This is a genomic window from Deltaproteobacteria bacterium, assembly GCA_017302835.1.
Taxonomy (GTDB): Bacteria; Bdellovibrionota; Bdellovibrionia; order Bdellovibrionales; family Bdellovibrionaceae; genus UBA2316.
This window is the reverse complement of sequence record JAFLCC010000025.1, coordinates 1-12,737: the sequence shown is the minus strand read 5'-3', so window position 1 is coordinate 12,737 and position 12,737 is coordinate 1. Positions and strand designations below refer to the sequence as shown.

Here is a 12,737-nt window from a genome sequence, read left to right as displayed (position 1 = left end):
ATGATTAAATCTATAGTGACAATGGTTTTCTTGTTTTTTTCTTTGCAAAGTCTTTCTGAAGAAAAAAAAAGTGATGAGTCTATTTATCAATTAAAAAGTAGTTGGCAAGATCAAACAGCTAAGGACGTTCTTCTTAAAAACTTTGCTGGTAAGATAGTTCTGATAACAATGGGGTACACCGGCTGTGCCCATGCTTGTCCCTTAATTATTTCAAAGATCAAAGCTATCGAAACAGAACTTAAATCAAAAAAAATTACTAATTATCATGTGATTTTTGTTTCCTTTGATACTGTGAAAGATCGGCCAAAGGATTTAAAGAAATATATAGTTAAAAAAGAATTAGATGCAAATGTTTGGACAATGTTGTCTAGTAATAAAGAAGCTGACATCAGAGAATTAGCTAATGTTTTAGGGATAAACTATAAAGATGTAGGCGATGGTGATTTTGTTCATTCTAACGTTATTACAGCCTTAGACATAAAGGGTAATATTATCGCAAAAGTAGAAACACTTAATGACGAAATAAATAAACTAATAGAAAGAATAGAAGAACAAAATGGAAGATAAAAAAATTGAACCTTATTCATTGTTTTTTAGTATGGGACTGCTGTCTGCGTTATTTGGGTCTTTGCTTTGGTTTGCTTTTCAGACAAGATTTATTTCTTTTTTTCCAAGACAAGCTCATGGAAATATAATGTTTTTTGGTTTTTTATGGTCTTATATTGCTGGGTTTTTGATGACAGCCATTCCAAAAATGACAAGAACCGCGGCAACTAACTATGTGGAAATTTTTATTGGCTTATTATTAGTTGTTTTGCAATGGGTTTTAAATGTAAGAAATGAGTTAGTTTTTTCTGTTTATGGATATATATTGCAGATTTTATTTTTAATAGTTTTTATAGGTAGAAGATTTTTAGATAAAAAACAAATTCCATTTGAAGGTTTTGTGTTTATGCCGTTTGCCTTTATTTCTACTTTCATTGGCGTTTGGATTTTTATTCGCAGTCAAAATCAAGATTTTCAATTATTTTATCTTTTTTCTGGCCAAGCCTTCGTTTTAAATTTGGTTTGTGGATTGGGTACAAGATTAATTCCTGTAATTACAAGAGTTCCAGCCGCTATTAATCCAGACATTGAAGGGCAAAAATCTAAATATCTGGAATACTTTATTTTAGCAGTGTCTTTAAATGCAGGTTTCTGGATAGAAGTGCTTGTTGATGCAAGCTTTGGTAATGCTATCAAAGCATTGGTAATTGGCTTTATAGCTATTAAATATTTTAAGTTATTTAAAGTCCCAACAACAAGGTCCTTTGTGGGGTGGGGTATAAGACTAGCTGTGGTTTTAATGACCACAGGATTTATAGGACTTGGAGTAAATTCAGACTTTTCATTACCGATGTTGCACTTGGTATATATTGGTGGATTTACGTTGATAACTTTGATGATTTCGACCCGTGTGACTTTGGCTCACGGTCCACAAGATATGACTCCAGAGCTAAATTCTAATGCAATATTAGTAACTGTTGTATTTTTTGCATTAGCCGGTTTTTCTAGAGTCTTTGCTGGGCAATCATTAGATGCAGCTATTTTAAGTTTTTCAATATTATTTTTTATCCTAGCTATTGCAGCTTGGTCTGTACGTTTTGTAAAAGATTTATTGAAGTTATGATCTAAATCATAACTTCAATAATATAAGAAATAGCCTCGCTTGACACAATAAGATATTAGAATTACTTAAGAATAATCCATGATTTATAAGCTATTGATACTTAGTATTCTAATATTTATTCGTCTTTCGGGGGCATCTAGCTGTCAAAATTCTAGTTGTCATCAAGATTTAAAGGCAAAAAAACATCTTCATGGGCCAATGAAATCAAATGGTTGTGTGATCTGCCATCCTAAAGATAAATCTGAAAAAGAAGAGCTTGTCGGTAATAACAAGGTTAGGCATCCATTGCTACTTAAGAGCCTTGAAAAAAACCGATTTAAAGAAATTAATAACACCTGTTTTTTATGTCATGAAGAGTTTAAAGTGCAAATTAAGCACAATAAGACAGTCCATAAACCTATCAATGAAAAATCGTGTATTAGCTGTCACGATCCACACCAAAGTGATCATAAGAATCTTTTAAAAAATGAAGACAATCCTCAACTATGTGTGAAATGTCATGAAAGTAAATCTGAAAAAAATAATTTCCTTTTTCACCGATTAAATGAAATGAAGAATGCTTGTTTAAGCTGTCACACTGCCCACTTTTCTCAAAATAAAAATCTGTTACTAAAATCAACGACAAAAGAACTGTGTCTTGATTGTCATAGCAAAGATAAAAAGGTAATGGCGTGGTCAGGGCTTGAATTAGCACAGCAACATGAGCCAGTGGCTAAAGGAGAGTGTACTAAATGTCACAATGTTCATGGTGGACATAATCGATTTTTGTTAGAAAAAGATATTAATTTAACTGCAAGTTATTCAAAAGAACTATTTCCAGCTGAACAATTATGTTTGAAATGTCATCAGAATGACAAGTTTACAGAGACTAAGTTTAGGAATGGCAATAAAAATCTTCACACGCTTCATTCCGTAGATCTAAAGAATAAGAAAACATGTTTTGCTTGTCATGATGTTCATGGCAGTCATCAGGGGGCATTAATTCGAACTGAATTTGAATATTTATCTAAGATATTACCTTTGAAGTACCAAAAGACGGCTGTGGGGGGAAATTGCACGACAGCTTGTCATAAAAAAATGAGTTATGATAGAGAAAAGGAAATTGTAAATGAAAAAGATAAATAATAACTTCTTTTTTTATTTTATTTTTTTTCTAATTTATCAGGCAAGCGGAGCTATTCTTAAAATAGAGTCTGATAGTTACTTCTCTAAGTATATTGATGATACAAAACAAACTCGACTTCCGTTATTTGAACAACTTTCAGTAGCTTATAATGATGAGGAAAATTACAGTGAATATAACTTTAATTTTGTTTATTTTTATGACTTCGAGAGAAAGGTTTATGATTTTCAATTAAACCATTTAAATTATTCTAAGAAAAGCAAGGATGGTAAAACTTCTTTTTCCGTAGGCAGAATATATAATACAAAATACTTAATATTTTCTAGCCTTGTTGATCATGTAAGTTCTAGCTACAAATTGTATAATGATCAGATTGAATTGGGATTTTATATTGGAAAATCTAGAAACTTTGAGTTAAATAATAATCAAGCTGAAGCTAATGTGCTTGGTAGTTTTTTGTATTTAACACAAGAACAAGTTTTCCCTTGGCGACTAGGTATAAAGTGGGAACAGACGGATTATGGTTTTGTTAATCGTGAAAAGTCTGATTGGGCAGAAATTAATTTAAAGAAAGAATTTCCATTTTTTTTAAATCCTGAAATATTGATAAGTCATCAAAATAATCTTAAAGATACTTTAAGTTACCGTAAGGCCATGGCGGTAACAATATATCCAAATTCTGATAGTTCATTAGGGATTAGAGGATTACTATATCGCAGGGATCAAAAAGAATTTTGGGAAGAGTCTATTTCAAGTATTATCACTAAAGGTGAAATAAAAGAGTTAGGACTCAGTTCTGGAAACAGCTTGAATCCAAATTGGTATTTGGGATTTGATGCTTCACTGAGTGAATATGAGTTACAAGAAAATATCAAAAAAATAGGATCTAAGATTGATTCCACTTTGAAATGGAGTGGAGGCATTTTTTTGGTTGATTTCAATCTGTTTAAAATATCAAGCTATGGTGGTTGGGTACATGGCGAAAAAAGTAAGTTGATCATACCTTTTTCGAAAAGAAAAGAATTAGAAATATCTCAGGAATATGTGCAATACGATAAAATCACCAATGCTAAAAACTCAGCTTCGCAAGTGCAGCTTGGATTAGCTACGTGGTTTGGCAATTATAGTCGTTTTTGGCTAGCTGGAGAGATAGTCTCTAATAATTTTTATTCGCAGGATATTAGATTTTTAACTCAGTTAAGTATTTATGATTGGAGGGACCTATGAAGTATTGGTTATTAATCATAAGTTTGATCCCATTGGTGGGGATGTCTCGAACTGAATTGATAAGTAAATTTGATCATCAAATGCATGAAAAAAAAGTTTTTCAAAAAAACAAAATTAGTTGTACCCATTGTCATAATCTGGAAAATGGTAAAGATAATAATTTACTTATGCTTAGTGAGTTAGAAAAATTCACTTTTAAAAAAACATTTAAACAAATATGTCACGATTGTCATCAAGGTGATAAAGATAAAGAAGCACCAAAGACTTGTTACACTTGTCACAATACTCCTGATAAGCTTGGAAAAATTAAACCTCAAAGTCATGAAGGTGGATTCTGGAAAAATCAACATGCTAATCAAGCAAAAGTAGAGGGCAATGAATGCCAGAAGTGTCATAGCCAGAATCAGTGTGTAAAGTGCCATAGTTCTAAAAATCCAGTGATAAATAATAACCACTCTAGAAACTATAAATATTTTCATAGTATTGAAGCAAGATCTAATCCACAAAAGTGTGATACTTGCCATGGTACAAGTTATTGTATTCGTTGTCATGTTGGAGGCATCAAGTGAAGACCATTTGGCTTTTAATGCTTATTTTTTGCTTTGGCTGTCAGGGTAATGATCGACAAACTGAAAATTATGGTGATATTCACGCAGGTCCAGGGGGTAAAAATCTTGTTATACCTGAAGAACATCAAGGTGGATGGGGGCGTTCCGAGTGTTTACTTTGTCATAATTCTTCTTTGAATATTCATAGGAACTATAATTCCTCTCTGGATGCTGAAGCTATTAATTTGAGAGTGATAGAAAATGGTGGGGCAAAATATTGTCTTACTTGCCATGGTGATAATGGAGTTGCTCAATGATCGCCATTTTAATAGGTATTATCCTTATGGCTAATGCTGAAGATAACATTCAGTTTAAGGCAAGACCTGAGAAGGAAATATATTCTCAATGTGCCAATTGTCATGGGCAAAAAAAATATCAATATGTTCCAGACAAACATAAACTTGAAAGAGCTCATCAGAAGATTAAACTTGCTCATGGAAATAAAGAGATGTCATGTAATCACTGTCATGACAAAAATCAAAATAATTTACTGTCAGATATGGACAAAAAAATTGTATTATTCAGAGAGCCTTCTCCAGTATGCTATCAGTGTCATTCTGATGTATTTAAAAGTTGGAAACAGAATCTACATGGAAAAAGAATGGGTACTTGGAACGGTAAAAAAGTACAGTTGCATTGCACAGAGTGCCATAATCCCCACGAGGTTAAATTCACAGAAATGAAGGCCGATCCAGCTCCTCAAAAGCCCAAATATAAAATAAAAAAAGAAACACACTAAAGTAGTTATTCCGGTATCTGAGGAGGAGGGACTGTTTCCGGTTTTGATTCTTCAGGAGCATTGGGAGCTTGTATCTCTGGGGCAGCCGGCGGTGGCGGTTCTTCCTCTTTTTTAAACTGTATTTTAGGATAAGAAGATTCGGGTTCTTCATCATGACATTTAAGGCAGGTTTTAAGCTCTGGAACTTTGCGTTCCGGATTTAAATGGCAAGAATAGCATGAGCCTTTTTTTTCTGGATGTTCTTTTAAGTATTTAGCATGACGTATAGTCTCGGTACCATCATCAGAAAGAAAAGACCTTCCATGAGGCATGTCTGCATGACAAGAAGAGCATGAAACAAAATGTTCTGGATGACGATTCTTAAAAGAGCTTTCTTCCATTGGTTTGTTTTCATGACATTTCATACAAGCTTTATTTTCACGTTCTAGAGGGTTGGTATTTGTTAATAAAGTTCCATTAATCTCTGCGAATTTAACTCCGTGATTTTGTGGAAGCGCCCATTTATTGTCATGAGGATAGCTATGACAATTTTGACAAGAGATTTGAACGCTGCCGCCTTTGTGGTCACTGCCATGACATTGAGTACAGCTGGATTTATCTTTTAAGTAAGCCGAACCGTGAAGTTGGGTAGTTTTGAAATCTTGAGAATGTGGAAATGAGTTGTGACAGGATGTACAAGAAATTTTAGAACTGCCGCCCTTTAAATCGGAACCATGGCAGTTCTGACAGGACTTCACATTGTCTTGATAGACTTTGCCATGAAGGCTTGTTGTTGAAAATTCTACATTATGTGGGTAAAGACTCGTGGAATTAATCTTTAAAACTTCAGGGCTTTTATTCTGAGGAAGGCTCTTTTCTTCTTTGCGACAAGAACTTTCAAGAAGTAGAATTAATACAACGATAATTAATCGTAGTTGTAAGCTTAAATTTCCTATTGGCTTTATAGTATTCATTGCTTATGGTCCTTTAGAGGCAAAAAATTGATCGCTGGATTGTATCAATTTTGATTAGAAAAAGCGAGAACAATTAGCTGTCGATAATAGTGACAGGCTATTTTTTTCAGTATGATATGGATCATGAATTAGCTCTATTTACCTGTTAACTGTCTTTGAAAAATTTGCTTTTATCTTACAATTCATGTAGTTCTAAATTGATGAAAATAAGTCGTATTTTATTTATTAATCTTATTGGTTTTTTTGTAGGGGCTAGGGCTGATGAAACTAAGATTGTGAATAAGCATTTTACGCATCAAAAAAAATGTCAAAGCTGTCACCAAACAAATCTAGGTCAGTTTCAATTGCTAACTGGGAAAAACATAGCAAATTCTGAAATTCCTGTGCTCTGTGGACAGTGTCATGGCATCGTAAAAAAAGATTGGGAACAAGACATTCATGGCAAAAAGATAAATTCCTGGATGCATGGAAAGTCAGAGAAATGGTCTTGTCTTAAGTGTCATGATCCTCATGAACCAAAATTTAAAGTTATGCAAGCTGATCCAGCACCACAAAAACCAAAATACTTAATTAAAAAAGGAGAACCCCATGGAAAATAATGACAAAAAAGAACTAAACAAGTGGGCTTCAAGAATGGAAAAAAAAGTTGCTGAAACGATGAAGCAACCGATTGAACGTAGAGGTTTCTTAAAAGGGTTATTGACAACTATTGGCGGAGCCGCCGGCGCGGCTACAGCAGCAGGTGCTGTAGCTAAAGAAGTATTGCCGGAATCAAATTTTTCATGGGAAAAGTTTTTTCAAGAGCATTACAAGCAAATGAATAGTGAAGATAAAGAAAGAGTCTTTGCAAGAATTAAAGAAGAAACAAAGGCAAGAACGGCTCGTGATATTGAAATTAAAGATCCACAACCAATGGATGGTGTTAAATTTGGCTACGCCTTGAACTTGTCAAAATGTAATGGATCTCGAATGTGCGTTACTGCCTGTGTGAAAGAAAATAATCAAAGTCGTGATCCTCAGATTCAATATATAAAAGTGATTGAAATGGATATTGGTACATTGAATCCTGAAAAAGGTGATATGTATTACGAAGGTGAATCTGTACCTAAACCAGGAAAGTTTTATCTTCCAGTGCAATGCCATCAATGCAACAATCCTCCGTGTACAAAGGTATGTCCTGTGGAAGCTACTTGGAAAGAACAAGATGGTATTGTTGTTATTGATTATGATTGGTGTATTGGCTGTCGGTATTGTATGGCAGCCTGTCCCTATGAGGCGAGAAGATTTAATTTTGCTGAGCCATCATTGCCAGCGGAAGAGATGAACCCTATACAAGGCTATTTAAGCAATAGAGTTCGTCCAAAGGGTGTAGTTGAAAAATGCCATTTTTGTTTACATAGAACCAGAGAAGGTAAAAACCCAGCGTGTTTAGAAGCCTGTCCCACTGGATCTAGAAAGTTTGGAAATCTACTTGATCCAAACAGTGAAGTTTCTATGATTCTTAAAACTAAAAGAGTTTTCGTTTTAAAAGAAGAATTAAATACAGTCCCAAGTTTCTTTTATTATTTTGATTGAGGTGAATATGAAGTCCTACTTGATATATTGGATAAGAATGTTTAACTGCGCACTGACGGGACCTCCACTATTTTATATTTGGAATGGTTTCTTAACTTTTTTATTTGTATTGGGTTTATATGCATACTCTTTTCAATTTCAACATGGGTTGGTAGTTACAAATTTATCAGATCAAGTAAGTTGGGGGGCATATATTGCTAACTTCACATTTTTAGTGGGGGTAGCAGCAGCCGCTGTTTTATTAGTTTTTCCAACTTATGTTTTACACAGAGAAGAAGTTAAAGATGTTGTTTTGCTTGGTGAACTTTTGGCTTTTTCAGCTATTACAATGTGTTTGCTTTTTATTACCGTAGACCTTGGGCGTCCAGATCGTTTTACTCATATATTGCCATTTTTAGGAAGACTAAATTTTCCTAGATCTGTTTTAGCATGGGATGTGGTTGTTCTTAACGGCTATTTATTATTGAATTTACATGTCCCTGGCTACCTGCTTTATAAAACATACAAAGGTGAAAAACCAAACAAATGGCTTTATTTACCATTTGTTTTTATTTCTATTTTTTGGGCCGTTAGTATTCATACAGTGACGGCATTTTTGTATTCGGGCTTGGGTGGCAGGCCTTATTGGAATACAGCTATCTTGGCACCAAGGTTTTTAGTGAGTGCCTTTGCTGGAGGTCCTGCCTTATTAATTTTAGTTTTTTTATTAATAAATAAATTTTCAAAATTACAGGTAAGTTCTGCAGTTCAGAGCATGCTAGAGAAAATCGCGATGGTTTTTTTGCCAATAAATATGTTTTTGCTGGGTGCCGAAGTTTATAAAGAGTTCTACACTGATAGTGTACACACTGAATCTATGAAATATTTGTTTTTCGGTTCACATGGGCATGCAATGTTAGCCCCTTATATTTGGTCAAGTATTGCTATGAGTGTCTTTAGTATGATTATTTTTTTCTCGCCATTAAAGAAAAATAAAGTGTTTTTAATATTAGCATGTATCATGGCGATTCTTGGAATTTGGATTGAAAAGGGAATGGGATTAATAATACCAGGATTTATTCCAACCCCAATGGGGGATATGGTAGAGTATATTCCTTCAGTGACTGAATTTTTTATCTGTCTTGGTATTTGGGCTTTTGGTGCATTGCTTTTTACAGTATTGGCCAAAGTAGCCATTGCTATACAAATTGGTGAATTACGTGAAAAAACTTAAAAGTCTTTTCGTAGTATGGAAAATATTTGGTAGTGCTAAATTTGCAATTACTATCTTATTATTATTTACTTTTGCGATGATCATAGGGACTATTATAGAAAGCGTGTATGGGACCCACTATGCTGTAAAGGTTATATATTTTTCGTGGTGGTTTTATACTCTTCAGTTTTTTATTTTTTCTAGTCTTGTCGTCGCGGTTATTGATAGATTGCCATTTAGACCGAGATTGCTTGGTTTTTATGTTGTACATGCAGCTATTGTGACTATTCTTATTGGCACTGTTATTACAAAGATAAATGGTATTGATGGTCAGCTAATTGTAAGACAAAAAAGTAGTTCAAACTATATTAAATTAAACGAAAATTTGTTCTATTTTTCATTTAATGAGAAACTTTTAGAATTAAAAATTCCTGACAACACATTCTGGAAAATAAAAAATACTTTATATGAAGATTTTCAATATAAAATAGAGCTAAAAGAACTTATCCCCTACGCTAAATCAGAAATAGCATGGGTTAAAAGCAATGAAAATTGGAACCTTGAGCTAATTGTAAAAAACAATCAAATTGCTGAAAAAACACTGCTGTCATATCCAGCCAATTCTATTTATGATAGTAAAATTGAAATGGGACCTTTAAAAATAAAGTTATTAAACAATTCACAGTTTGAATCGATAAAAGATAAAAATAAATATTTAATTCTAGTTAATGGAAATGATAAAAAAAAAATATTCTTAAAAAAGTTTCCGCAAGAGATCCATTTTTCTGACGGACTAAATGCGATTCTTTCAAAGACAATAATAAATAAATCTGGAGTTACATTTTATGAGCTTTCAGTAAATGGAAAAAACTATAAGTTTTTTCCAAAGTATTCCTCTTTTCCGATTAAAGAGCACTTGGAAGTGGATAGAACATCCATTTTTCAGCTAAAAAGCAGTGAAGAAGAAAACTTTGATACTAAGGCAACAGTTTTTGTCAGCAAGGATAAAGATAATAAGATTTATTTTGCTTACAAGAAAAACGAGGAATGGAAAATTCAAGAGTATTTAGATACACCTATAGTGCTTCCTTGGATGGGACTCCATATTGATGTTTTAAAACAAAGGATTGATTACGAGCCTAAGTTAGTATTTTCTCATGGTGAAGTTCAAAAAGAAGATGAAAAAAATATTATGGCTGCTCAAATTACTATCTATGACAAGAGTAATAATAAATCCTATCCCTTTTGGATTTCAGATCAAATAAAAGGAAAAATTAAAATTGGGAGTGTGAACCTAGAGTCATTTATTGCAAAGAAAATGATTTCACTACCTTTTTCGGTAAGTCTTGAAAATTTTAAAATGGATATGATTCCGGGAACCCAGGATCCAGCAAGCTATGAGTCATTTGTGGATGTAGAAGGTGAAAAGTATCATATCTATATGAATCATCCGTTAAAAAAATCTGGTTTCACTCTTTACCAATCTTCTTATTTTCAGGATGATGAAGGTAATTATAATTCTATTTTGTCTGTGAATAAAGACCCAGGTAGGGCCTTCAAATATATAGGCTCTTTGTTACTAGTATGTGGTTTAATATTACATTATTTAATTGTCTATAAAAAGGTAAATTTATGAGAGTTTTGTTTAAAATATTTTTAATTATATTTTCAATAAGTTATGCTTCCCTTGCAGATATTGTTTTTTGTCAAGATAGTAAACTTGCAAGTTTGCCAATTCTTGCCGATGGCCGTGTGAAGCCTCTTGCTGTTCATGCAGACGAAATTTTAAAGAAAATTATTTCCCATGATTGTAAATTAACAGGAACTCAAGTATATTGTGCTCTTTCTTTGGGTTTAAGGAATCAATTAGAAGAACTAAATCAGTGTAAAATAACTTTTAAAGTAGAACATGAAAAAATTAAAAATATTCTAGGTGTTGAAAGTAATGTTCTTGATACAGCTATCATTGAAAATAATATTTTTAATTTAAGAACTGAACTTGCCAATGAAGAAACCAATGGTCGTAGTGAATCAGGATACGCTGTAGCGTTGGGAAGATTATTAACAAGCCGTCAAGTATTAATGGAAATAGAAAAAGGTACAAATTGGAAAGTATTTACAGATAAAAGAGAGTGGATTAGCGTCGCTGATATAGCTGGAACAGCGAACTTTCATGAAGTTGTTTTAAACCAAGATTCAGCCTTAGAGCCAAGTTTTTTGCGTAAACTTAAAGTAGAAAGTTTTTACCATCAATTACAGCCATTTAACATTGCTATATGGTTAGCTTTAATTGGTTTTTTAATCTCGCTAATAGTAAATAAAAGCAAGTTCTTATTTAAAGTGGCATTTTCTTTTGGGATCTCACTAGTTTTTATTTTTGTTATTGGCATTGGATTTAGAGTTTTTATTTCTGATCGCGCCCCTGTTACAAATATGTATGAGACTGTCTTATGGTCAGCTCTTGGGATCTTGCTTTTAGGGCTCATGTTAACTTGGAAAAAAAAAGAATCATTCTATTTGATGATAACTTTTGGTTCTTCGTTGGTATTATTGTTTATGATGAGGTTTGCAACAGGTATGTTGGATAGTTCAATCAGGCCTTTGGTTCCAGTATTGAGAGATAATTTTTGGCTGAGTACGCATGTTACAACAATTACTTTAGCTTATGCTTGCTTTGCTTTGTCATGGTTTATTGCAAATGCTTTACTTATTAAAAGGTTTTTCATGGAAATTCCCCTTGCTCGCTTAGTTGAAATTAATGACTCTATCAGGGTTATAATTCAAATTGGCAGCATTTTATTGTCGGCTGGAATTATACTTGGGGGCGTTTGGGCGGATTACTCTTGGGGGCGTTTTTGGGGTTGGGATCCAAAGGAAACGTGGTCTTTAATTGCGTTATTAATTTACATGGCCATACTTCATGGAAAACATGCGGGTTGGTTCAAGGGGATTCATTTTACAATTGTCAATGCGGTAGGTTTTTTATTTATTTTAATGGCATGGTTTGGTGTTAATTATATTCTTGCTTCGGGACTTCATAGTTATGGTTTTAGTCAAGGTGGAGCTGTATTTCTTTTTTCGATTTTTATAACTCAAATATTAATTATTTTAATTGTTCTGATTAAAGTTGGATTATTTACGAATGAGTTTAAGAATAAAGTCAGTAATTAAAATAATAATTAGAATAATTCCCAGAGTAGCTGCTATGATATGATTTAAATAAGGATTCCATAATAGTAGTTGGTGAAAAAGAGGGTCGATTGTCAGCAGAATATAGATGAAAAACAAAAAGGTCATAACATAAATATTTTTAATCTTGATACTGCTAAAATCTATAAGGCTAGTTATTATTGGACCTAAAATCCAGAAGTGAAGACTGGCAATGCCAACAAAGTGCGATTCTTTTAGTACGGGTAAATTATATAAAATCATACCTATAACTTGCAGTAGCCAAAGATAATGTGTCCAGTTGGATAAATTTAATGTGTTAAAGATTTTTGTCTGTTTAGCAAGAGCAATAGCGCCATGTAGAAGTTGGGATTTAATCTGACAGTTGCCCTTTTGTTCATCAATTTATTTTTAACTTTTTTAAAAAAATCTGTACTGTCAGTTCAAGTTTTGATTGATGGTTTTTTCTCTTGCTATTCTTAA

Annotated in this window: 13 protein-coding genes; 12 read left to right on the top strand and 1 reads right to left on the bottom strand. The window is 33.1% G+C overall.

Annotated elements, in window-relative coordinates; all coding sequences use genetic code 11:
* From J0M15_16230 to J0M15_16200, 7 genes are all read left to right on the top strand, one after another.
* Positions 1 to 567: an SCO family protein gene (locus tag J0M15_16230; GenBank protein ID MBN8538597.1), complete on the top strand. Its 567-nt coding sequence runs from the start codon at positions 1 to 3 to the stop codon at positions 565 to 567.
* Positions 557 to 1,669 carry an NnrS family protein gene (locus J0M15_16225; protein MBN8538596.1) on the top strand — a complete coding sequence of 371 codons (1,113 nt, stop codon included), beginning with the start codon at positions 557 to 559 and terminating at the stop codon, positions 1,667 to 1,669. Before J0M15_16230 ends, J0M15_16225 begins: the two co-directional genes overlap by 11 nt.
* A gap of 78 nt (positions 1,670 to 1,747) precedes the next feature.
* Positions 1,748 to 2,794: a cytochrome c3 family protein gene (locus J0M15_16220; protein ID MBN8538595.1), complete on the top strand. Its 1,047-nt coding sequence runs from the start codon at positions 1,748 to 1,750 to the stop codon at positions 2,792 to 2,794.
* Complete coding sequence (locus J0M15_16215; GenBank protein MBN8538594.1) at positions 2,778 to 4,019, top strand: hypothetical protein; 1,242 nt, start codon at positions 2,778 to 2,780, stop codon at positions 4,017 to 4,019. The genes J0M15_16220 and J0M15_16215 overlap by 17 nt, the downstream gene beginning before the upstream one ends.
* Positions 4,016 to 4,588, top strand: coding sequence for a hypothetical protein (locus J0M15_16210; GenBank protein ID MBN8538593.1), 573 nt, complete (start codon positions 4,016 to 4,018; stop codon positions 4,586 to 4,588). Before J0M15_16215 ends, J0M15_16210 begins: the two co-directional genes overlap by 4 nt.
* A complete protein-coding gene (locus J0M15_16205) occupies positions 4,585 to 4,884 on the top strand; it encodes a hypothetical protein (GenBank protein MBN8538592.1) in 300 nt (99 codons plus the stop codon). Before J0M15_16210 ends, J0M15_16205 begins: the two co-directional genes overlap by 4 nt.
* On the top strand, positions 4,881 to 5,366 hold the full coding sequence (locus tag J0M15_16200) for a cytochrome c3 family protein (protein ID MBN8538591.1): 486 nt from the start codon (positions 4,881 to 4,883) through the stop codon (positions 5,364 to 5,366). The genes J0M15_16205 and J0M15_16200 overlap by 4 nt, the downstream gene beginning before the upstream one ends.
* Positions 5,367 to 5,371: 5 nt before the next feature.
* Here the strand turns inward: J0M15_16200 and J0M15_16195 are convergent, their stop codons facing one another.
* Positions 5,372 to 6,319, bottom strand: a complete 948-nt coding sequence (locus J0M15_16195) for a hypothetical protein (protein ID MBN8538590.1) — start codon at positions 6,317 to 6,319, stop codon at positions 5,372 to 5,374.
* Positions 6,320 to 6,516: 197 nt separating this feature from the next.
* On the opposite strand from J0M15_16195, the gene J0M15_16190 reads away from it, so the two are divergent.
* From J0M15_16190 to ccsA, 5 genes are read left to right on the top strand one after another with little or no spacing between them, the layout of a single operon-like run.
* On the top strand, positions 6,517 to 6,918 hold the full coding sequence (locus J0M15_16190) for a cytochrome c3 family protein (GenBank protein MBN8538589.1): 402 nt from the start codon (positions 6,517 to 6,519) through the stop codon (positions 6,916 to 6,918).
* A gap of 34 nt (positions 6,919 to 6,952) precedes the next feature.
* Positions 6,953 to 7,894 (top strand): 4Fe-4S dicluster domain-containing protein, encoded by a 942-nt coding sequence (locus tag J0M15_16185; protein ID MBN8538588.1) that lies wholly within the window; start codon positions 6,953 to 6,955, stop codon positions 7,892 to 7,894.
* A 37-nt stretch (positions 7,895 to 7,931) separates the two neighbouring features.
* Entirely contained in the window at positions 7,932 to 9,107 is a 1,176-nt protein-coding gene (nrfD, locus tag J0M15_16180) for a polysulfide reductase NrfD (GenBank protein ID MBN8538587.1), read from the top strand.
* The gene (locus J0M15_16175) at positions 9,094 to 10,722 is read left to right on the top strand and encodes a cytochrome c biogenesis protein ResB (GenBank protein ID MBN8538586.1); all 1,629 of its coding nucleotides are present in this window, start codon (positions 9,094 to 9,096) and stop codon (positions 10,720 to 10,722) included. Before nrfD ends, J0M15_16175 begins: the two co-directional genes overlap by 14 nt.
* Before the next feature lie 5 nt (positions 10,723 to 10,727).
* Positions 10,728 to 12,257, top strand: a complete 1,530-nt coding sequence (gene ccsA / locus J0M15_16170) for a cytochrome c biogenesis protein CcsA (GenBank protein MBN8538585.1) — start codon at positions 10,728 to 10,730, stop codon at positions 12,255 to 12,257.
* Positions 12,258 to 12,737 lie beyond the last annotated feature (480 nt).